This window comes from Corallococcus macrosporus, from assembly GCF_017302985.1.
In the GTDB taxonomy this organism is placed as follows: Bacteria; Myxococcota; Myxococcia; order Myxococcales; family Myxococcaceae; genus Corallococcus; species Corallococcus macrosporus_A.
On sequence record NZ_JAFIMU010000008.1, the window covers coordinates 236,814 to 257,862 of the forward strand.

The following is a 21,049-nucleotide window of genomic DNA, read 5'->3' on the forward strand; positions in this document are numbered from 1 at the left end:
TCACCTGGGGGCAAAGGGTTTCCGTTCGAATGGAACCTTTGTCCCAATGTGCGGCATTCCTCACACTTCGCGACGGCGACCTCCCCCCAAGGCCTGTGAAGCGAGCGAGGCGCCAAGCACCAGCAGGACGAGCAATCCCCACGCGGGAATAACGACGCGGCCCCCGCCCTCGTAGATGAGCGCGGCGTAGGAAGTCCCCAGGTAGCGGCCCAGGGACATGGGCTCCATGCGGGCGATGCCGAAGAAGCTCACCGTGGACTCGGTGAGGATGGCGTTGGGCAGGCGGCTCAGGAACACGGCGAGCACGAACGGGCGCAGCATGGGCCACAGGTGCACACGCAGGACGTGCAGCCCGCCGCCGCCCAGGGCCCTCGCGGCGGCCACGTACTCCTGGCCCTCCAGCGTGGCCAGGCGGTCGCGGAACATGCGCGCGGGGCCGGCCCAGCCCACCAGGGCCAGGGACGTCACCATCAAGCCAAAGGGGCCCAGGCCGCCGCCCATGCCCGCGTCCATGAGGGACTGGCCCGCGAGCTGGAGCACCATCACCACGAGCACGTCCGGCAGGGCGAACACGGCGTCGACGGCGCGAAGGAGCACCTGCTCCGTCACCCCGCCGGACAGCCGCGCGAGCGCCGCGACGGCGAGCCCCAGCACGGTGGACAGCGCACCGGCCGCGAGCCCCACGGCCAGGGACACCCACAGGCCGCCGAAGGCCAGCTCGCACACGCTGCGGTCAGGGCGGTTCAAGTCCCAGCCCAGCGGGCAGGTGTTGGACAGGGCTTCCGGGAACAGGCGTCCGGCCAGGAGGCTCAGGACGCCCAGGCCCACCAGGAGGACCAGTCCCACCCAGGCGCGCACGGGGACGCGGCTCAAGCGCGGGCCTCCCGGGCGCGCGGATCCACGAGCATGCGCAGGAGCTCCACGGTGAGGCTCACGACGACGAGCACGGTGGCGAAGGTGGTGGTGGACACGACGACGACGGCGACCTGCTTGTTGAGCACGGCGAGCACGTAGAGCTGGCCGAAGTAGGGCAGGCCGAAGACGCGCTCCGCGGCGAACGAGCCCGCGAGCAGCGCGGTGGCGACGGGCGTCACGGCGTCCAGGAGCGCGGGCCACACGTTGGGGAGCACGTGGCGGCGCAGCACGGTGCCCGGGTCCAGGCCCTTGCTGAGCGCGGTGCGCACGTAGTCGCGGGACAGCTCGGTCTCCAGCGCGTCGCCCACGAGCGTGCCCAGGAAGGTCCCGGGCCAGATGGCGATGACGACCGCCGCGCAGAGCTCCGGCAGCAGGTGTCCGCGCTCCACCACGGCGGGGGCCAGGAGCAGCGCGGGGATGAACACCGGCGTGCCGAACGCCACGGCGGGGAGCACATCACCGAAGACAGCGAAGCGCCCTCGCCGCCACCGGGTGCGAAGGAGCGCGAAGGCCACGGCCCAGGCCAGGGCCAGGGGCAGCGCGACCAGCCCCACGCCCACGCTGCCGGAGAGCTTCTGGAGGAGCTCATCGCCGGTGATGCCCTGCGCGCTGGTGCCCAGCCGCTCCCCGGAGAAGAGTTTCTGCCAGGGCCGCAGGAACCCGAGCGGCTCACCGATGCCCAGGTCGCGCTGGTACGAAGCCGCCAGCTCCGGAGACACCTGCCGCTTGGCGTCGCTCTCCGTGGTGAGCGGCAGCGCGGCCATGAGGAAGTAAGAGGCCACCGCCACCACCGGCACGAGCACGAGCTGGCGCACAAGGCGCGTCGCGATGAGGCGCATGCGCTAGCGCCCCTGCCCTGAAAGCCGTGACGGAGGGATGCGCCAGTCGCTCACCGGACACGTCACCACGTTCCACGGCGCCTGCCGCAAAGGCCGTGATGAGCACGCGCGCCATGCGCCTCCGGCGAAGTACGGCCGGACGGTTCGCATTGAGCCTTCACGCGAAGGGACTGCGCCGCGAGACGCGATGCCTCGCGACCGGGACCTCGCGCGAATGCGGCAACCGTGCGGAGCACGCAGGCAGTGCGACGTCACACTTCGCATCACGGAATCCGTGCGCATGCGCTACGGCCCCTGCCCTTCCGCGCGGGCGTTGGCCGTCTCATCCGGTCCCAGCCGCAACGCGCGCAGTGCGAGGAAGTTGAACGGATCCACGTCCAGACCGTGCAGCCGGGCCCGCGCTCGGAAGTAGCGGTCCGGGTGGTACAGCGGCGCGATGACGGCCTGCTCCCCCACCAGCACCTCCTGCGCCTTCGCGTACAGCTCGCGCGCATGCGCCGGATCCGGGTCGCCGTCCGCCGCCTCCAGCAACTGCTCGAAGCGGCGCATCGGTTCGCCACCGGCCTGCGTCTCCCAGCCGGTCTGGTGGTTGCCCTGGCGTTCGAACAGCGTGAAGAACGTGTTCGGGTGCGCGTAGTCCGCGCCCAGCCGCCGCAGCTGCAGGTCATACGCGCGCGGCCCCTGCGGCGTCCTGCGCGCCACCTCCGCGGAGAAGTCCGAGCGCGAATCCACCACCACCTGCACGCCCACCTTCGCCAGCTGCGCCGCGATGCGCTCCGCCAGCGCCTCCTCCGGCACGAACGAGTCCCCCGCCTTCACCACCAGCCGCAGCGGCCGGTCCAGCCCCTTCGCCCCCGCCAGCTCCGCCTTCGCCCGCTCCGGCTCGTAGCGAGGCAGCCGCGCCGCCTGCTCCGGCGTCGCCGCGTCCGGCAGCTCCGGAGGCAGCAGCACGTTCGTCGCGCGCGCCGCCGGCAACAACCCAGCGAGCAGCGCGTCCCGATCCAGCGCCCGAGCCAGCGCCCGGCGCACCTCCGGCCGGTCCAACGGCGGACGCTCCGTGTTGAAGGCCAGGAAGTACGTGGACAACAGCGGCTCGCGCTTCAGGTCCGCGGCCCGCATCCCGCGCAGCGCCGCCGCGCTGTCCACGAACACGAAGTCCACCCGGCCCCGCTCATAGAGCGCCGGGCCGATCTCCGACTTCATCAGCGTCAGCACCGGCGCCGGCGTCTCCCCCGGCCCCAGCGGTGGAGGGAACGCGCTGCGTGGGTTGTAGACCAGCCGCACGCGCTCACCCGCGCGGTCCCATCGCTCCACGCGGTAAGGCCCCACCGCCAGCGGACGCCCGTCACGAGGCCGGTCGAAGTAGTCGCGCACCGCCTCGTCCGACTTGCCCTCCAGGTCCGCCGACGGCGCGGGAAAGAACAGGTACACGTTCGCGAGCCGCGCCAGGAAGTAGCTCCGGGGCCGCTCCAACGTCACCCGCAGCGTCCGAGCATCCACCGCCTCCACGCCCACGCGCGCCAGCGCCGCCTTCACCTCCGCCTCCGGCGCCCCGCGCTCCAGCAACGCGAGCACCTCCTCCGCTCCCTGGAGGTCCGCCATCTCGCCACGCTCGCGCCCCAGCAACGCCCGGTGCCACCCGAAGACGAAGTCGCGCGCCGTCACGGGCGAACCGTCCGACCACGTCACGCCGGGCTTGAGGTGGAAGGTGTAGACCTCGTGCCCGGCCGCGTCCGCCTCGCGCTCCCAGCGTTCCGCCAGGCCCGGCTGGACGGAGTGGTCCGCGCCCAGCGTGGTGAGCCCCTTTTGCGTGGCCAGCATCACCGGGTAGTTCACCCAGCTCTGCGGATCCGAGTGGCTCCAGTCGAGCGTGGTGGGCATCGCGGGCACCACCACCTTCACGCCCGGCTCGGGCTGGAAGCCGCAGGGCCCGCAGGCCGCGGCCATCACCAGCACCAGGGAGTAGGACAGGATTCGCGCGCGGGGAGCCACCGTCCGCGTTGTACCCCGACCGGCGCCGGAAAAGAGAGAAGCCAGGAGACCGGCGACTCCTGGTCGGCCGGCATCCTGGCTTCGTCACTGCCCGGCCCCCTCAAGGGGCCGAAGGCTCAACCTCAGGCCTGCGAAGGCGTGGACACGGCCTCCGTCACGGACAGCCCCGGCTTCAGGTTGTCCCCGGCGCCCTTGCGGCCGAACTCCTCCGGCTTCTCCAGGACGAGCGCCTCACGCAGCACGTCATCCACGAACTCCACCGGGACGATGCGCAGCGCCTTGCGGATCTTCAGCGGGATGTCCTTCAGGTCCTTCTTGTTCGCCTTCGGAATCAGGACCGTCTTGATGCCCGCGCGGTGCGCCGCCAGCGTCTTCTCCTTCAGGCCGCCGATGGGCAGCACGCGGCCGCGCAGCGTGATTTCACCCGTCATCGCCACGTCCTTGCGGACCGGCACGCGCGTCAGCGCGCTCACCAGCGCCGTGGCCATGGTGACGCCCGCGGACGGACCGTCCTTGGGAATCGCGCCCTCCGGCAGGTGGACGTGGATGTCGTAGTTCTCGAACACCTTGCGGTCGATGCCGAAGCGCTCCGCGCGGCTGCGCACGTAGGACATGGCCGCCTGCGCCGACTCCTGCATCACCTCGCCCAGCTTGCCGGTGATGATGAGCTTGCCCTTGCCCGGCATGGACGTGGCTTCCGTGGTCAGGATTTCGCCGCCCAGCTCCGTCCACGCGAGGCCCGTGACGATGCCCACCTGGTCCTCGCGCTCCGCCACGCCGTAGCGGAAGCGGGGCGTGCCCAGGAACTTCATCGCCTGCTTGCGGTCCACCTCGATGAGGTCCCGCTTGCCGTTCTTCAGCACGTCGCGGGCGATCTTGCGGAACACGCCGCCAATCTCACGCTCCAGCGAGCGCACGCCCGACTCGCGCGTGTAGCGGTGCACGATGGTCTTCAGCGCGTCGTTGGTGATCTCGATCTTCAGGTCCGTGAGGCCGTTGGCCTCCTGCTCCTTCGGGATGAGGTAGCGCCGAGCGATGGAGAGCTTCTCCGGCTCCGTGTAGCCCGCGATGCGGATGACTTCCATGCGGTCCTGGAGGGGACCGGGGATGTTGTGCATCGTGTTCGCGGTACAGATGAACATCACCTTGGACAGGTCGTAGTCGAGGTCCAGGTAGTGGTCATTGAAGTTGTGGTTCTGCTCCGGGTCCAGCACCTCCAGCAGCGCCGCGCTCGGGTCGCCACGGAAGTCCGTGGACATCTTGTCGATCTCGTCCAGGAGGAACACGGGGTTGTTGCTGCCCGCCTTCTTCAGGGACTGGATGAGCTTGCCCGGCATCGCGCCGATGTACGTGCGGCGGTGGCCGCGGATTTCGGCCTCGTCACGCACGCCGCCCAGGGACAGGCGCACGAACTTGCGGCCCGTGGCCCGCGCGATGCTGCGCGCGAGCGACGTCTTGCCCACGCCCGGGGGACCGACGAAGCACAGCACGGGGCCCTTGAGCTTCTTCACCAGCTGCTGCACGGCGAGGTACTCGAGGATGCGCTCCTTCGGCTTCTTCAGGCCGTAGTGGTCCTCGTTGAGCACCCGCTCCGCTTCGGTGACGTCCAGCCGGTCCTGGGTCTCGTCGTACCAGGGCAGGCTGATGATCCAGTCGATGTAGTTGCGGACGACCGTGGCCTCGGCGCTCATCGGGCTCATCATCCGGAGCTTCTTCAGCTCCTTCTTGACCTTGAGCGTGGCCTCCTTGCTCATCCGCTTGTTCTTCAGCTTCTCTTCAATCTCCTGGATCTCGTTCTTGAACTCGTCGCGCTCACCCAGTTCCTTCTGAATGGCCTGCATCTGCTCATTCAGGTAGTACTCCTTCTGGGTCTTCTCCATCTGCTTCTTGACGCGCGTGCGGATCTTCTTCTCCACCTGGAGGATCTCGATCTCGCCCTGCATCAGCTCGTAGAGCTTCTCCAGGCGCTTGGCCGGGGACTCCGTCTCGAGCAGCGCCTGCTTGTCGTTCAGCTTCAGCGACAGGTGCGCGACGATGGTGTCCGCCAGGCGCGCCGGGTCGTCGATGCTGGCGACCTGCATCAGCATCTCCGGCGGGATGCGCTTGTTGAGCTTCACGAAGGCTTCGAAGACGGAGTGGACGGAGCGCACCAGCGCCTCCAGCTCCACGCTCTTCTCCAGCTGCTCTTCGACCTCGTCCACCTCGACCATGAAGAACGAGTCGTTGGGGTGGAACTTCTTCACCTTGGCGCGGCGCACGCCCTCCACCAGGACCTTCATCGTGCCGTCGGGCAGCGGGAGGAGCTGGATGAGGTGGCCGATGGTGCCGAAGTGGAAGATGTCGTCGGGCGAGGGGTCGTTCGTCTTGGCCTTCTTCTGGGCGGCCAGCAGGATGACCGCCTTGTCATCCGGACCCTTGTGGGCCATCGCGTCCTTCAGCGCCGCGATGGACTTCTCCCGGCCGACGAACAGCGGAACGACCATGTGCGGGAACACGATGATGTCCCGAAGGGGCAAGAGCGGGATGGTGAGGCCCCGCTTCTGGGCTTCCTTCTTGTCGTCACGTCCGAAGAACATGTATCCGCCACCCGCTGGCCTGCCAGACAGGCAGGCCCTTCAAGAGTTGCCCACATGCCGCCCAAGCGCGCATGCAGGGTGAAACACCGCTCTATAACACGCCGGTCGCAGGCCCCGTTCCCGTCACAAGATTGGGGGCCTGCCCCCTGCCATCAAGGGAACACCGGGAGGCAGGACTGTGTCCTGCCCCGATTCTAACGGCTCTCGGCCGCTACCCCTGCATCCGGCCGTGCCACGCCCAGGACCTGGAAGAGGAAGGCGTACATGTCGACGCTGGACTCGATGGCCTTGGCCACCTGGTCCGCCCCTCCGTGGCCCGCGTTGGCCTCAATGCGTAGCAACGTGGGCGCCGCATTGCCCTTCGCGTTCTGCACCGCCGCCACGAACTTGCGCGCGTGCATGGGGTCCACGCGGTCGTCGTGGTCGGAGCTCATCATCAGGAGCGCCGGGTACTGCACGTCCTGCCGCACGTGGTGGTAGGGCGAATAGGCGTACAGGGTCTTGAACTGCCCGGCGTCCTCCGCCGACCCGTACTCCGGCACCCACGTCCGCCCGCTGCCGAACAGGTGGAAGCGAACCATGTCCAGGAGCGGCACGCCGCACACCACCGCGCCGTACAGCTCCGGGCGCTGCGTCATGGCCGCGCCCACCAGGAGGCCGCCGTTGCTGCCGCCGTAGATGGCCAGCTTCTTGGCTTGAGTGTACTTCTCCTTCGCCAGGTACTCGGCCGCGCCGGCGAAGTCGTCGAAGACGTTCTGCTTGTTCGCGCCCTTGCCCGCCTCGTGCCACGCGGTGCCGTACTCACCGCCGCCGCGCAGGTTGGCCACCGCGTAGACGCCGCCCGCGTCCAGCCAGGGCAGGATGCTCGCGCGGAAGGAGGGCTGCATGCTGACGAGGAAGCCGCCGTACCCGTACAGGAGCGTGGGCGCGGAGCCGTCCTTCTTCAGGCCCTTCTTGTACACGAGGAACATGGGCACCTTCGTGCCGTCCTTCGACGTGTAGAAGACCTGCTCCGTGGTGTACGCGTCCGGGTCCATGGGCACTTCCACCTTCGCCCACAGGTCCACCTTCCCGCTCTTCACGGACGTCCGGTACACCTGCCGGGGCGTGGTGAAGGAGCTGTAGGAGAAGTAGGCGTCGTCCTGGTCCTCCAGGCCCGTCAGGTTGCTGGCGGCGCCCACGCCCGGCAGCTGCACGGTGCGCACCGGCTTGCCCTCCAGCGTGGTGATGCGCAGCTCCGTCGTCACGTCCTTGAGGTACTCCAGCGCCAGGTGGCCGCCCACCAGCGACACGCTCTCCAGCGTCGCCTTGGGGTCCTCGGGCACCAGCTCCTTCCAGTTCGCGCGCTCGGTCTTCTTCGGGTCCACGGCGAAGATGCGCTGGCGCGGGGCGCCCTCGTCGGTGACGACGTAGAAGCGGTCCTTCCAGGCGAGGACGTTGTACTTGGCGCCCTTGCCCTTCACGAGCAGCCGCCAGTCCTTCTCCGCCGGGTGCTTCCAGTAGACGTCGTTCTCGCTCCAGCCGCGCAGGATGGACGCGAAGAGGTACTTGCCGTCGCGGGACAGGTCGCCCTGGAGGAACGTGGTGGGGTCGCCCGTGCGCTCGTGCACGACGACGTCCTTCTTCGGGTCCTCGCCCAGCTTGTGGAACTTGAGCGTGGTGTAGCCCGGGCGCGCGTCCACCGGGATGGAGGGGTCCGTGGGCAGCCACTCGTAGTAGAAGCCCTTGCCGTCCGGGGTCCAGTTCGTGTTGGCGTACTTCGCGCCCTCAATCACGTCGACCTTGGACCACTCGCCGGTGTCCACGTCGATGACGTGCAGGGTGGCCTCGTCCGCGGCGTTGGGGCGCACCGGGAAGGCCACGCGCTTGCCGTCCCACGACGGCACCCAGCGGCCCAGGGACACCGGGGCCGCCTTGCTCATCTCGTTCGGGTCCAGCAGCACCTTCTCCTGTCCGGACTCGCCGTCCTTCCAGTAGACGATGGCCTTCTCCTTGTCCTTGTGGGTCCGCATGTAGAAGAAGCGGTTGCCCCGGCGGAACGGCGCCGTCACCGAGTCCACGTAGAACAGCTCCGTGAAGCGCTTCGCCAGCGCGTCGCGGCCCGGCATCTTCGCCAGCGCGTCACGGGTGAAGCCGTCCTGCGTCTTCATCCAGGCCTGGACCTCCGGGGCCTTCTCGTCCTCCAGCCAGCGGTACGGGTCCGCCACCTGCTGGCCGTGCAGCGTGTCCACCACCGCTTCGGAACGGGTCGCCGGGTAGGCCATGCGGGAAGGGCCCTCCCGGGCCGGAGCGCTGTCGCCCTTCGTGTGGGAAGACGCGGAGGCAGGGGCCTCTTCGCGCGTGGCTTCCTTCGTCGAGGTGCAGGCCACGAGCGACAGCAGGGCAGGCATGAGGAGCTTTCTCATGGGGGACAGCAGATACAAGAAGCCCCCGTTCCCAGCCCGGAAAAAGTGCGCCCCGCCTCCCCCGCCTGGACGCCCTGGAAAGACACAGGGCGCGCCCCGGTCAAGACCGTGACGCGCCCCGTCATCCTCTTCAGGCCCTTGCGAGCCCCTAGGGGATGCCTTCGCTCAGGCCGATTCCTTCTTCGGCTCTGGCGTCTCCTTGTTGTCCTGCGAGTGCAGGACGACGGGCTCGCTCTTCTTGAGGATGACCTCCTCGGAGATGAGCACCTCGCGGGCCGTCTTGCGGGACGGGATTTCGTACATCACGTCCAGCATGGCCGTCTCCAGGATGGAGCGCAGGCCGCGCGCGCCCGCCTTGCGGCGGATGGCCTCCGACGCGATGGCCTTCAGGGCCCCGTCGGTGAACTTCAGCGACACGCCGTCCAGCTCGAAGAGCTTGCGGTACTGCTTGGTGAGCGCGTTCTTGGGCTCGCCCAGGATGTTCACGAGCGCGCCTTCGTCCAGCTCCTCCAGCGCGGTGATGATGGGCAGACGGCCGATGAACTCCGGAATCATGCCGAACTTGAGCAGGTCCTCCGGCTCCACGTGCTTGAGCAGCTCACTCAGGTTGCGCTGCTTGCGCGACTGGATCTCCGCGCCGAAGCCCAGGCTGCGGCCACCCAGGCGGCGTTCAATCACCTGCTCCAGGCCGCCGAACGCGCCGCCGCAGATGAAGAGGATGTTGGTGGTGTCCACCTGCAGGAACTCCTGCTGGGGGTGCTTGCGGCCACCCTTGGGCGGGACGTTGGCCACCGTGCCTTCGATGATCTTCAGCAGCGCCTGCTGCACGCCCTCGCCGCTCACGTCGCGCGTGATGGAGGGGTTCTCCGACTTGCGGGCGATCTTGTCGATTTCGTCGATGTAGACGATGCCCCGCTGCGCGCGCTCGATGTCGTGGTCCGCGGCCTGGAGCAGGTTGACGATGATGTTCTCCACGTCCTCGCCGACGTAGCCGGCCTCCGTGAGGCACGTGGCGTCCGCGATGGTGAAGGGCACGTTGAGGATGCGCGCCAGCGTCTGCGCGAGCAGCGTCTTGCCGGAGCCCGTGGGGCCGAGCAGCAGGATGTTGCTCTTCTGCAGTTCCACGTCGTCCATCGCGACCTTGGACTCGATGCGCTTGTAGTGGTTGTGCACCGCCACTGAGAGCGTCTTCTTCGCGCGCTCCTGGCCCACCACGTACTCGTCCAGCACGGCCTTGATTTCAGAGGGCCGGGGGATGCGCAGCTTGGTGTCCTTGGTCTCCTCGCGGTCGATCTCCTCCGCGATGATGTCGTTGCACAGCCCGATGCACTCGTCGCAGATGTAGACCGTCGGGCCCGCGATGAGCTTCTTCACCTCCTTCTGCGACTTGCCGCAGAAGGAGCAGCAGAGGGTCTGGTTGTCTCGCTTCTCCACGTTCTTACCCGCCATGAAATCCCTCGCTGCGCCTGAAAGGCCCCAACCCGCTTCGCGTCCGGTCCCCTGCCCCTGCGTCCAATCTAGTCAGCCCCCATCCGGAACGTCCACGCACCTTCCGGGTACTTAACAAGGGGAAAATGCCGGTGACGGGAGAAACGAGAAGGCCGGAGGCGCGGGAGAAGATTCCCAGCACCCCCGGCCGCCGGCCGGGTGGTTGTCACCCCGGCACGTTCGGATGTCGGTGTGTCTACTTCTTCTCTTCCGGCTTCACGCCCACGACCTTCCGCGGGTCCTGGATGGCGTCGAGGATGCCGTACGCCTTCGCCTCCGCGGCGCCCATGAAGTAGTCGCGGTCCGTGTCCTTCTCCACGCGCTCGATCGTCTGGCCGGTGTGCTTGACGATGAGCTCGTTGAGCTTCGCCTTCATCCGGAGGATTTCGCGGGCCTGGATTTCGATGTCCGTCGCCTGACCGCGCGCGCCGCCGAGCGGCTGGTGGATCATGATGCGGCTGGAGGGCAGCGAGTAGCGCTTGCCCTTCGCGCCGGCGAGCAGCAGCACGGCGCCCATGGAGGCCGCCTGCCCCACGCAGATGGTGGAGACAGGCGCCTTGACGTACTGCATCGTGTCGTAGATGGCGAGGCCCGCCGTCACCGACCCGCCGGGCGAGTTGATGTAGAGGTTGATGTCCTTGTCCGGGTCCTCGGACTCCAGGAACAGGAGCTGGGCGACGATGGCGTTGGCCACGTCATCGTCGATCTCCGTTCCTAGCATGACGATGCGGTCCTTCAGGAGCCGGCTGTAGATGTCGTACGAGCGCTCACCCCGGTGGGTCTGCTCGATGACGTAGGGGACGGGCATGAAGGGCATGTCGGATGGACCTCTAGAAGGGACTTACGAAGACTTGAAGGAAAAGCCTCAAGAATACTTCGCCCGGCCCTTGAGGAATTCAATCGTCTTTTCCTCGCGAAGTCGCAGAGACAACCCAAGGCGCTCGTCCGGGCCCTTGAAGTACTTCTTCACCTGGGCGACCGGCTGGTTGGCCTCGATGGCGAGGTCCTCGATGCGCTTCTCCACCTCTTCGTCGGACGCCTGGATGTTCTGCTGCTGGGCGATGGCCTCGAACAGCAGCGTGCCCTTCACCTCCAGGGTGGCCTTCTCCCGCATCTCGTCGCGCAGGCGGTTGAAGTCCAGGCCCAGCTGGCGCGGGTCGATGCCCTGACGCTGCATCTGGCGGAAGGCGCCCTCCATCATGGAGTCGATGGCGCGCTCCACCATGGCGCGGGGCACGTCGAACGGGTTCTTCTCCAGCAGCGCCTTGATGAGCGCGTCGCGCTCGTCCACGGTGGCCTGGTTCTTCTTGGCCTTCTCCAGGTCCGAGCGGACCTTGGCGCGCAGCTCGTCCACCGTCTGCGCGACGCCCGTCTCCTTGGCGAAGTCGTCGTTGAGCTCCGGCACCACCGGCTTCTTCAGCTCCTTGACGGTGATGTGGAAGACGGCCGTCTTCCCGCGGACCTCTTCGGCCTGGTAGTCCTGGGCGAAGGTGTACTCGACGTCCTTGGACTCGCCGACCTTCACGCCCGCCAGCTGCGGGATGTTGCCCTGGATGAGGTCGCCATCCTGCACGCGCACGCCAATGCCGTCCGCCTTGCTGCCGGGGAACGCATTGCCGTCCACCTTCGCCTCGAAGTCGATGGTAACCTGGTCACCCTGCGCCGCGGCGTCGCGGTCGGTGACGGGCTCGATGCGGCCCATGTTCTGGCGCATCTGCTCAATCTGCTGGTTCACGGCGTCGTCGGCGACGGCGGTGTCCACCTTGGTGAGGGCCAGGCCCTCGAAGTCCTTGGCCTCCACCTTCGGCTTCACCTCCACGCGCGCCTCGAAGCTGAAGGGGGCGCCGGGCTTGAGGCCGGAGTTGGTCACCTGGGGGGAGGCGACGGCCTCCACCTTGTGCTCGCGCACGGCATCCAGGTAGGCGCGCTGGACGACGCGCTGGATGACGTCGTCCTCCACCTGCTCGCGGTACTTCTGCTCGAGGATGCGGCGGGGGACCTTGCCCTGGCGGAAGCCGGGCAGGCGCACCTGACCGCTGAGCGCGGCGTACGCGCGGTTGAGCTCCTCAGCAACGCGGGCGTTGTCGACCTCGATGGAGAGCTTCTTCTCGATGGGAGAGAGCTCTTCGACCTGGACCTTCATGCGGGCCTCGCTCGCCGCCTCCACGGGCCTTCGCGTCCCGGGGCGGCAACCGGAAAGTGGGACGTGCGGCTTTAGGGGATAGGCACGAACGGGTCAACGCGAAATGGGCGAGGAGGGACTCGAACCCTCACACCTTGCGGTACCAGATCCTAAGTCTGGCGCGTCTACCAGTTTCGCCACCCGCCCGACGCGTCGCGCGACCGCCGTCCTACTCCGAAACGTCCGTGGACGACAGGGGCTTTCCCACCCACGCCCGTGGGCCAGGGGGATGCCGGAAAAGACACAGGGCCCCTTCCGTTTCCAGAAGGGGCCCTGCGAGTGAGAGCGGAGGGAATCGAACCCACAACCTATGGATTAAGAGTCCATTGCTCTGCCAATTGAGCTACGCTCCCGGCTTTGCGTTCGGCCGCGTTGGCTGCGCGACGTCCGAGGTGGCGCGGTGAATACCGGGCGCCGCCCGCCCTGTCAAAACGTTTTTGCACCCTCCTGCCATTCTCCGCGTCGGAACCGGATGCCCGGCGTGCGGCCGACCATCCAGGGCCCCCGGAAGCGATGCGAAGGGTCGGCCCGGCTCGCATGTTGATCCATGCCCCTTTTTCGCGCTGCAGGCCTGTAGCAGGGCCCGGAGCGCGTCGAGGGAAGCAACCAGGTGGGCGGGCGAGGGTCGTCCGTCCTTATCGGAGAGCGTGGATGCGGGACATGAGCGTGATCGAAGCGAATGGGAAGGCGGACGGAACGACGTCGCCGCAGGGTGCGGCCTGGAACCGCGAGCGGGTGGAGCTGGTGAAGCGGACCATCTGCCCCCGGGGCATCAGCGAGGACGAGTTCGCCCTCTTCATCGAGCAGTGCAAACGCAGCGGGTTGGATCCGCTCCTGAAGGAAGCGTTCTGCGTGGCGCGCCGCCAGAACATCGGAAACCGCGAGCGCCCCAACTGGGTGACGAAGTACGAGTTCCAGCCCTCCGAGGCCGGCATGCTCGCCCGCGCGGAGCGCTTCCCGGACTTCAAGGGCATCCAGGCGAGCGCGGTGTTCGCCGAGGACGAAATCGTCGTGGACCAGGGCAAGGGTGAGGTGGTGCACCGCTTCAACCCGGCCAAGCGCAAGGGCGCCCTCGTGGGTGCCTGGTCGCGCGTGGTGCGCGAGGGGAAGCTCCCGGTCGTCGTCTGGCTGGACTTCTCCGGCTACGTCCAGCAGACGCCGCTCTGGGCCAAGATTCCCACGACGATGATCGAGAAGTGCGCCCGCGTGGCGGCGCTGCGCAAGGCGTACCCGGAGGCCTTCGGCGGACTGTACGTGCGCGAGGAGATGCCGGCCGAGGAGTACGACTCGCACGGCGCCGGTCCGGGCCTGCCCGGTCTGCACGACGAGCCGGCCCCCGCGTCCGGTTCCTACGAGGTGCTGGGCTCGAAGCCCGGCCCGGTGAAGGCGTCCTTCCCCACCCTGGCCCCGGCCCCCGCTCCCGCGGAGGCTTCCAAGGCCGTGGCGGTGGAGGCGGCCCGGGCTCCGGAGAAGGAGGAGCCGAGGCTGGACGTGGACCTGCCCCTGGCGCCCTCCCCCGCTCCGGTGGCGGCGGTGCCCGTGGAGAAGGCCCCCGAGCGTCCGAAGGCGAGCGCGGTGGTCGTGGCGTTCGGTCCGTACAAGGGCAAGACGACGTCGGAGCTGTCCGACGACGAGCTGAGCGAGACCATCGACCTGGCGCACGAGAAGCTGATGGAGCAGCCGCGCGCCCGGTGGGCGAAGGCCATGCGCGAGAACCTCACCGCGCTGGAGGCTGAGACGGAGCTGCGCTGCCGCGTGCCGTCCTCCAAGGACGGCGCCGGGACGAACCCGGAGGCCTGAGGCCGTCGTTCGCTGAGTTGATCAACGCCCGCGTCCCGAAGAGGGGCGCGGGCGTTTTTCCTTGCCGCGCGGAACAATCCCTGGCGCGCCCTTGCATTCCACGCTGCGCGTCTCCACCTGCACTCTCGGTCAAGGACATTGACCAGATGGAGCAGGGCACATGGTCGGGCGTAGGGCATGGCGGTTCATCGTGGCGGGGTTGTTCGCGAGTGGCGTGGGCGCGGGTTGCGGAAACTCCGCGCCAGCGAGTTCCATGGCGGGGCCAACGGAGAGTCCCCAAGAGGTGGATACCGGGGCTCCGGATCCAGGCAGCGTCACCGGAGAGGAGGCTCCAAAGCCCGCTCCGGTGGAGACGGGCAATCCTTCCGAGCAGCAGCCCGAGGTGGTTGTTCCATCCGAGCAGGAGCCCCCTCCGACTCCGCCTCCGCAGGAACAGCCTGACCCCACGGCGTGCGAAGGGGTCCCGAGCGTTTCGCAGCAGCAGCTCGCGGCATTCGAGGCCTGGAGCCATCAAGGCGACAAATACGTCTCGTGCTCGGCCTCCGCGCCGGATGGCGTGGGCGGCGCGCTGGTCCTGCGAGGCAACGGCGTGACCTTCGAGATCGCGACGCGCTCCGGAAGTTCGCTCACCTGGTACAACGTGAACGACTTCGTCGCGACCGCGCAGCCCGGAGGGATGCTGGGCATCACCGACCCCATCCAGGACGTCCCCCAGTGGCTGCTGTTCGTCGACGGGCCCACCTCGTATGCCCGCCAGCAGCCGAACGAAGCGGCGGAGATCGTGCTGACGTCGGTGGATCCGGCGGGCGGGCTCCGGGCGGTCCTCGCGGATGGGACCCTCAAGGCCTACGACGTGCGCGGCGAGACCCGCTGGATCCTCCCCGTCTCCCTGAGCGCGCCCCTGAGCGCCGTGGGCGTGGATGCCCGGGGAAACACCCTGGTGCTGGCGGCGGGTGACACCCAATTCGGTCCTTCGACGGTGGAGGGGCTGTGGGTGGACGGCGACGGTCAGCCCGGTCAGTCCTTCCTCGCGCTGGCCCAGGCCCCATCCGGCAGCTACGAGCTCATGCCCCAGGCGAAGGAAGGGCTGTTCCTGGCCGTCAACCACGGCGCGAGGACGTGGGCCGCGGCCTTCGAATCCCTCAAGCCCGAGGCAGGCCCCGCGCCTGAGTGGCTCGCCCGGGGAGCGGAACGGCCCCTCCTGCGGCTTCCGGGAGGCAAGGGCTACTTCCGGCCTTCCGTCACCCAGGTGGGCTACTCCATCTGCGAGCGGCAGGCGGAGCTCGTCTCGCCGACGGGCAGTTCATGCGGCACGCTTCCGTTCCCCACCACCTCCGACGATGCCTCCTATTTCTGCGAGCACCTGATGCTGGGCGCCGACGGGACGGTGGTCGAGCCGCTGAGCTCGAAGTACATGGGGAGCCCCGGCAACCCAGGGCCGGATGACCCGCAGCCGGAGTGGGGACTGCACTGCAAGGTCCGGTACTGGCCGAGGCTGCTCCAGTAGAGGCGTTCCCACCGGAGATGAACAACGCCCGCGTTCCCTGAAGGGAAACGCGGGCGTCTTCAGTCCCGGATGGGCGGTCCCATCCACCACGGGCCCTAGTAGTACATCGGGCCGCCTGGCAGGTTGTAGGTATACGGGTATGACGTATCCGGCACGGTGACCCCCACGATGCCCGAGCCATTGAAGTACGAAGAGGGGATCTGGAACCGGAAACCATGGTTCCCCGTGAGCCCGAACTGCCGGTTGATGTCCGGCCGGAGCTGGTCGGTCTGGACGGTGAAGGTCGTGCCCGTCATGGGAAATGATGTCCGGGTGAGGTTCACGGTGACCGTGAGCGGCGCCTCCGGCGTCCTGCGGTCGAAGACCCACCCCGTCACCCAGCCCGCGCTGTCGATGCCCTCGATCGCGCCCTTGAACTTGAAGCAGAGGCGATTGCTGGTGAAGCCCGGAGTGGCGCAGAGGGCATTCAGCATGGGGCGGATCACAGTTCCTACCCCCGTCGGGACCAGCGTCGACTGGGCAGCCACCTTACAGGTACCCGTCGGGCCGTCTACGTACTCCCCTCCCCTCGCGCCGGTCACCACGGCAACAACGGTATTGCCGTCGCGCGCGTAGACCGCTCCTCCCGAATTGCCCCGGAAGATATCCAGGCTCACTTCATAAAAAGAGCCGCTCGTTCCGGTCGACCGCACCGTCCCACCCGAATCAATCTTCAATGGCATCCCTGAAGACGATCCAATCGTTGCAACAGGGGCCCCGAACGAGAGCGGATAGGTACCAAAGGCCACCCTTGCAGGGGTGAAGCGCGGTGTGGCAGACCGATCCAGTCGCACGAATGCATAGTCATTCGGGTCGGTGGACCCTCCCATCAGGACGACCTCGCTGACCGTGAAGATATCCTCACTGGTCACGGTCGCCACTGTCGTCGCGGAGGGCCTGTAATAGCCAAACGACCATTTGCTCCCGACGATCGAACCGGTGAAGCAGTGCCCTGCCGTCAGGATCAGGTCATCATCCACGAGCACCCCCGAGCAGGAGCCCACTGTCGGGTCGTTGAGGAAGCGCTCGGTGGGGCAGAGGTTGTACTTGGCCCCCAGCGTCGGGCTCGCCGCGACGGACGCGGGTGTCGCGGACCCGTAAATGGGAGTGGAGTGGAGCGCGAGGTCAACCAACGCGGGATCCGGATGGGCGTAGACATCCGTGCGGTCGTCGGTCCAATCATAGGCGCGGTCCTTGCGGCTGCGCAGCTCGACGGCATCAGGAGCCTCCTCCGAGGATCCACACGCCCCGGCCGACAGCCCAGACACAACCGCCATCCACAGCGCCACACTTCGCGAGGCGCCCCAACGCGCCACGTTCGTCTTGTTTGTCATAGTCCCCTTCACGGAAAGCGCGGGGGCTTTTAGACAAACCAGACATCAATGAAAGGAATTATTTCCCCGTGAACGATTCCAGCGCCGCACATGGCGTGGGAACTGCGTCTGCACGGAGACCGAAGCGCGGAGCCGGGTGGCGGCTGCTGACGCGGCTTCGAGAGGGTTGAGACAGTGCGCCCAGAGGGACTTGAACCCCCAACCCTCGGCTTCGAAGGCCGATGCTCTATCCAGTTGAGCTATAGGCGCGGGGAAGCAAAGAAGGGCGAATGACCGGGATCGAACCGGCAACCTCCGGAGTCACAGTCCGGCGCTCTAACCAGTTGAGCTACATTCGCCGTCACTTCGCACGTCACACGGCGTTGATGCGGCGGTCTCCTACCGTGGAAACCGGGGCCGTTCAAGGCCCAAATCATTCCCCAGCCAGCAGATTTGCGCCCCAGGCAGGACTCGAACCTGCGACCCCCGACTTAGAAGGTCGGTGCTCTATCCAGCTGAGCTACTGGAGCTGGCCCGTCCTGACTGCTGAAACACCACAAGCACTTCAAATCGGGGCGAGAGGATTCGAACCTCCGACCCCCTGCGCCCAAGGCAGGTGCGCTACCAGGCTGCGCTACGCCCCGAGAAGTGCCGCATTCTTCGCCCAACGCGGACGGACGCGCAAGCTTGCTGTTCCTGACGCCCGCCCGCCCGGTCAGAGCGCCAACAGATGGCGCCGCATCAACTGGAAGGCCCGGGCCCGGTGCGACACCCGGGACTTCTCCTCCGGGGCCAGCTCCGCCATGGAGCGCCCGCCCTCCCCCGCCACCTGGAACACGGGGTCGTAGCCGAAGCCGTTCGTCCCCTTGGGCGAGCGCAGGATGACGCCCTCGCAGCGGCCCACCTCCACGTGGGGGGCATCGCCCTTCCCCGTCACCAGGGCCAGGGCGCAGCGGAAGGACGCGGTGCGCTTCTCCTCCGGCACGTCCGCCAGCTCCTGGAGCAGCTTCTCGTACCGGTCCTTGTCGCTGCCCGGCGCGTACCGGGCGGAGTGCACGCCGGGCCGCCCGTCCAGCGCGTCCACGCACAGCCCGGAGTCGTCCGCCAGCGCGGGCAGGCCGGTGGCCAGGGAGTACTCGCGGGCCTTCTTCACCGCGTTCTCCTCGAAGGTGGCGCCGTCCTCCACGGGCTCCGGCACGGGGGGCAGGTCCTTGAGGGACACCACCTCCACGGCGTCGCCCACCAGCAGGCGCAGCTCGCGCACCTTGCCGGCGTTGCCGGTGGCGAAGAGCAGCTTCGGCTTCATCCCAGCACCTTCGCCTGCGCGGCGGCGAGCTGCTGGATGGCGGCCAGACCTCCGTCCAGCATCGCGTCCATGGACTTGCGGTCGAAGAGCTTGTGCTCGGCGGTGCCCTGCACCTCCACGATGCGGCCGTCGCCCGTGGCCACGAGGTTCAGGTCCACCTCCGCGGTGGAGTCCTCGTCGTAGTCCAGGTCCACGCGCACCTCGCCGTTCACCACGCCCACGGAGACGGCCGCGAGCGGGGTGAGGCCCTTCAGGATGCCCGGCTTGTTGAGCGAGCGCATGGCCAGCACCAGCGCCACGTACGCGCCGGTGATGGACGCGGTGCGCGTGCCGCCGTCCGCCTGGATGACGTCGCAGTCCAGCGTGAAGGTGCGCACGCCCAGGGCCTGCAGGTCCACGGACGCGCGCAGGGCCCGGCCGATGAGGCGCTGGATCTCCATGGTGCGGCCGGACTGCTTGCCCTTGGCGGCCTCACGCGAGCCGCGGGTGTGCGTGGCGCGCGGGAGCATGCCGTACTCGGCCGTCACCCAGCCCGAGCCCTTGCCCATCAGGTGCGGCGGGACGCGGTCCTCCACCGAGCAGGTGACGAGCACCTTGGTGTGGCCGAACTCCACCTGGACGGAGCCCTCCGCGTAGCGGTTGACGTTGGGCGTGAGGGTGACAGGCCGGAGGTCCAGCGCACCACGGTTGAAGGAACGCACGAGGGAAGGCTCCTGACAGGGAGGGACGGGCAAAGCCCCCACGCTTTATCAGGGCGCGGTGGATCCAGCCACCGGTTGCGGGGGCGAGGAGTCCCGCCGGCGCGTCTCCCGGAGGAAGGCCTGCACCCCGTCCGCGATGGCCTCCGCCAGGGTCTCCTGGTACGCGGCCTTCCCCAGCCGCGCGCCCTCCTGCGGGTGGGAGATGAAGCCCACTTCAATCAGCACCGCCGGCGCCTCCACGCCCGTGAGGACGAAGAAGGGGGCCTGCTGCACGCCCCGGTCCGCCGCACCGCTCCTGGAAACGAGGCGCGGGTGGATGGCATAGGCCAGCCGGGACGCGTCCGTGTGCGCCTCCGTGCGTGCCAGGTCATCCAGGATGAAGGCCAGCGTGGAGTGGCCCCGCGCGGAGCGGGCCGTGGGCGCTTCTGCGTTCTCGCGGTCCGCCACCGCCCGCGCCGCCTCACCGGAGGCGTTGGCGGAGAGGAAGTACGTCTCGATGCCTTCCGTGCGCTCGCGCAGGCGCTTCGTGGGCATGGAGTTGGCGTGGATGGAGAGGAAGAGGTCCGGCCGCTGGATGTTGGAGAACTCCACCCGCTCCGACAGCGCCATCTGCGTGTCGCGCTCGCGCGTGAGGAACACCTCGCTGCCCGCGGCCTCCAGCTTCTCGCGCAGGCGCTGGGCAATCTGGAGGGCGATCTCCTTCTCCCAGAGGTCTCCGGGCCCCTTCGCGCCCTCCTTCGCCCCGCCATGTCCCGGGTCGATGACGATGCGCGCACCGCGCTCCCCCGCCCCGGCGAGGGCCGGCAGGAGGCACGCGAGCAGGAGGGGGCGGAGGGGGAAGCGGCGAGGCGACATTCGCTCGCGGATGTTAGCGGAGGCCCGGCCCGGAGGCGAAATCCGCTCCCCCGGGCCGGCGTGCTTCAGCCGATGACGTCGATGCCGGGACGGCCCGCCTGGACCTCGCCGATGAGGGCCGCGTCCACGCCCGCCTTCTCCAGCGCCTGGATGGCCTTGAGCGCGTGGCGCGCGGGCACGCTGGCCAGCAGGCCGCCGTTGGTCTGCGCGTCCGCGAGCAGCCACTGGATGTGCTCCGGCAGCCCCTCCGGGAACGTCACCTGCTTCTTCACGTGGGCGAGGTTCGTCTTCGTGCCGCCCGGAATCACGCCGGCCTCCGCCAGCGCGGGCACCTCCGCGATGAGCGGGATGCGCTCCAGGTCCAGCGCCGCGCGCGTCTTCGCGCCGGTCATCATCTCCAGCAGGTGGCCCAGGAGGCCGAAGCCCGTCACGTCCGTGAGCGCGTGTACCTTGAAGGCGCCCGACGCGAACACCTCACCGGCAGCCTTGTTGAGCGTGGCCATCTGCGCCGTCACGCGCTTGGTGAGCTGCTTGGACGCAAGCCCCCGCTTGATGGCGGTGGTGGCGATGCCCGTGCCCACGGGCTTGGTGAGCAGCAGCACGTCCCCCGGCTTCGCGCCCGCGTTGGTGAGCACCTTCTTCGGGTGCACCACGCCGGTGACGGCCATGCCGAACTTGGGCTCCGGGTCGCGGATGCTGTGGCCGCCCAGGATGGGGATGCCCGCCTCGTCCGCCTTGGACTGGCCACCCGCCAGGATCTTCTGCAGCGTCTTGAGCGGCAGCTCGTCCGGGAAGCACACCAGGTTGAGCGCGAACAACGGCTTCGCGCCCATGGCCCAGATGTCCGACAGCGCGTTGGCCGCGGCGATGGCGCCGAACTGGAACGGGTCGTCCACGAGCGGCGGGAAGAAGTCCACCGTCTCCACCACGGCCATGCCCGGCGCCACCTGGTACACGGCGGCGTCGTCGTTCGTGTTGAAGCCCACCAGGGCCCGAGGGTGGGACGCCGCCCCCTTGAGCCCGCCCAGGACCGTCGCCAGGTCCCCCGCCTTGAGCTTCGCCGCGCAGCCCGCGCAGTGGCTCATCTCCGTGAGGCGCTTCTTCGGCGCCACCGGCTTCCCGCCCGCCATG

The 21,049-nt window shown here is 68.3% G+C and carries 15 protein-coding genes and 6 tRNA genes; 2 read left to right on the top strand and 19 right to left on the bottom strand.

What is annotated here, in order from left to right:
• Positions 1-60: 60 nt before the first annotated feature.
• The 10 genes from JYK02_RS27755 to JYK02_RS27800 form a co-directional block, all read right to left on the bottom strand.
• Entirely contained in the window at positions 61-873 is an 813-nt protein-coding gene (locus JYK02_RS27755) for an ABC transporter permease subunit (protein WP_207055587.1), read from the bottom strand.
• Positions 870-1,754, bottom strand: coding sequence for an ABC transporter permease subunit (locus tag JYK02_RS27760; RefSeq protein WP_207055588.1), 885 nt, complete (start codon positions 1,752-1,754; stop codon positions 870-872). The genes JYK02_RS27755 and JYK02_RS27760 overlap by 4 nt, the downstream gene beginning before the upstream one ends.
• 285 nt (positions 1,755-2,039) lie before the next feature.
• Positions 2,040-3,701, bottom strand: coding sequence for a peptide ABC transporter substrate-binding protein (locus JYK02_RS27765; protein WP_207055636.1), 1,662 nt, complete (start codon positions 3,699-3,701; stop codon positions 2,040-2,042).
• Between the two features lie 167 nt (positions 3,702-3,868).
• Positions 3,869-6,322: an endopeptidase La gene (lon, locus tag JYK02_RS27770; RefSeq protein ID WP_207055590.1), complete on the bottom strand. Its 2,454-nt coding sequence runs from the start codon at positions 6,320-6,322 to the stop codon at positions 3,869-3,871.
• A 194-nt stretch (positions 6,323-6,516) separates the two neighbouring features.
• Entirely contained in the window at positions 6,517-8,712 is a 2,196-nt protein-coding gene (locus tag JYK02_RS27775) for a prolyl oligopeptidase family serine peptidase (protein ID WP_242589283.1), read from the bottom strand.
• A 180-nt stretch (positions 8,713-8,892) separates the two neighbouring features.
• Complete coding sequence (gene clpX / locus JYK02_RS27780) at positions 8,893-10,176, bottom strand: ATP-dependent Clp protease ATP-binding subunit ClpX (RefSeq protein WP_014394869.1); 1,284 nt, start codon at positions 10,174-10,176, stop codon at positions 8,893-8,895.
• A 235-nt stretch (positions 10,177-10,411) separates the two neighbouring features.
• Positions 10,412-11,032, bottom strand: a complete 621-nt coding sequence (clpP, locus tag JYK02_RS27785) for an ATP-dependent Clp endopeptidase proteolytic subunit ClpP (RefSeq protein ID WP_207055591.1) — start codon at positions 11,030-11,032, stop codon at positions 10,412-10,414.
• 48 nt (positions 11,033-11,080) lie between these two features.
• The gene (gene tig, locus JYK02_RS27790; protein WP_207055592.1) at positions 11,081-12,358 is read right to left on the bottom strand and encodes a trigger factor; all 1,278 of its coding nucleotides are present in this window, start codon (positions 12,356-12,358) and stop codon (positions 11,081-11,083) included.
• A gap of 104 nt (positions 12,359-12,462) precedes the next feature.
• Positions 12,463-12,544 (bottom strand) — tRNA-Leu (locus JYK02_RS27795).
• A gap of 133 nt (positions 12,545-12,677) precedes the next feature.
• A tRNA-Lys gene (locus tag JYK02_RS27800) sits at positions 12,678-12,750 on the bottom strand.
• A 316-nt stretch (positions 12,751-13,066) separates the two neighbouring features.
• On the opposite strand from JYK02_RS27800, the gene bet reads away from it, so the two are divergent.
• Both bet and JYK02_RS27810 read left to right on the top strand, forming a co-directional pair.
• Complete coding sequence (gene bet / locus JYK02_RS27805; protein WP_207055638.1) at positions 13,067-14,197, top strand: phage recombination protein Bet; 1,131 nt, start codon at positions 13,067-13,069, stop codon at positions 14,195-14,197.
• A 283-nt stretch (positions 14,198-14,480) separates the two neighbouring features.
• Entirely contained in the window at positions 14,481-15,704 is a 1,224-nt protein-coding gene (locus JYK02_RS27810; RefSeq protein ID WP_207055593.1) for a hypothetical protein, read from the top strand.
• A gap of 95 nt (positions 15,705-15,799) precedes the next feature.
• Here JYK02_RS27810 and JYK02_RS27815 read toward each other — a convergent pair whose 3' ends face one another.
• The 9 genes from JYK02_RS27815 to selD form a co-directional block, all read right to left on the bottom strand.
• Positions 15,800-17,077: a trypsin-like serine peptidase gene (locus tag JYK02_RS27815; protein WP_207055594.1), complete on the bottom strand. Its 1,278-nt coding sequence runs from the start codon at positions 17,075-17,077 to the stop codon at positions 15,800-15,802.
• A gap of 175 nt (positions 17,078-17,252) precedes the next feature.
• A tRNA-Arg gene (locus tag JYK02_RS27820) sits at positions 17,253-17,326 on the bottom strand.
• Positions 17,327-17,341: 15 nt separating this feature from the next.
• A tRNA-His gene (locus tag JYK02_RS27825) sits at positions 17,342-17,415 on the bottom strand.
• Between the two features lie 97 nt (positions 17,416-17,512).
• A tRNA-Arg gene (locus JYK02_RS27830) sits at positions 17,513-17,586 on the bottom strand.
• Between the two features lie 40 nt (positions 17,587-17,626).
• A tRNA-Pro gene (locus JYK02_RS27835) sits at positions 17,627-17,700 on the bottom strand.
• A 71-nt stretch (positions 17,701-17,771) separates the two neighbouring features.
• Positions 17,772-18,362: an RdgB/HAM1 family non-canonical purine NTP pyrophosphatase gene (gene rdgB / locus JYK02_RS27840; RefSeq protein ID WP_207055595.1), complete on the bottom strand. Its 591-nt coding sequence runs from the start codon at positions 18,360-18,362 to the stop codon at positions 17,772-17,774.
• On the bottom strand, positions 18,359-19,063 hold the full coding sequence (gene rph, locus JYK02_RS27845) for a ribonuclease PH (protein ID WP_014394861.1): 705 nt from the start codon (positions 19,061-19,063) through the stop codon (positions 18,359-18,361). Before rph ends, rdgB begins: the two co-directional genes overlap by 4 nt.
• Before the next feature lie 48 nt (positions 19,064-19,111).
• Positions 19,112-19,918: an N-acetylmuramoyl-L-alanine amidase family protein gene (locus JYK02_RS27850; RefSeq protein WP_207055596.1), complete on the bottom strand. Its 807-nt coding sequence runs from the start codon at positions 19,916-19,918 to the stop codon at positions 19,112-19,114.
• Positions 19,919-19,983: 65 nt separating this feature from the next.
• Positions 19,984-21,048 (bottom strand): selenide, water dikinase SelD, encoded by a 1,065-nt coding sequence (gene selD, locus JYK02_RS27855; protein WP_207055597.1) that lies wholly within the window; start codon positions 21,046-21,048, stop codon positions 19,984-19,986.
• Between the last annotated feature and the right edge of the window lies 1 nt (position 21,049).

Coding starts and splice junctions, on each gene's coding strand:
- JYK02_RS27760 (WP_207055588.1), bottom strand. CDS start 1,754: ATGCGCCTCATCGCGACGCGCCTTGTGCGCCAGCTCGTGCTCGTGCCG.
- JYK02_RS27765 (WP_207055636.1), bottom strand. CDS start 3,701: ATGGCCGCGGCCTGCGGGCCCTGCGGCTTCCAGCCCGAGCCGGGCGTG.
- lon (WP_207055590.1), bottom strand. CDS start 6,322: ATGTTCTTCGGACGTGACGACAAGAAGGAAGCCCAGAAGCGGGGCCTC.
- JYK02_RS27775 (WP_242589283.1), bottom strand. CDS start 8,712: ATGCCTGCCCTGCTGTCGCTCGTGGCCTGCACCTCGACGAAGGAAGCC.
- clpX (WP_014394869.1), bottom strand. CDS start 10,176: ATGGCGGGTAAGAACGTGGAGAAGCGAGACAACCAGACCCTCTGCTGC.
- clpP (WP_207055591.1), bottom strand. CDS start 11,032: ATGCCCTTCATGCCCGTCCCCTACGTCATCGAGCAGACCCACCGGGGT.
- tig (WP_207055592.1), bottom strand. CDS start 12,358: ATGAAGGTCCAGGTCGAAGAGCTCTCTCCCATCGAGAAGAAGCTCTCC.
- JYK02_RS27815 (WP_207055594.1), bottom strand. CDS start 17,077: ATGACAAACAAGACGAACGTGGCGCGTTGGGGCGCCTCGCGAAGTGTG.
- rdgB (WP_207055595.1), bottom strand. CDS start 18,362: ATGAAGCCGAAGCTGCTCTTCGCCACCGGCAACGCCGGCAAGGTGCGC.
- JYK02_RS27850 (WP_207055596.1), bottom strand. CDS start 19,918: ATGTCGCCTCGCCGCTTCCCCCTCCGCCCCCTCCTGCTCGCGTGCCTC.
- selD (WP_207055597.1), bottom strand. CDS start 21,048: ATGGCGGGCGGGAAGCCGGTGGCGCCGAAGAAGCGCCTCACGGAGATG.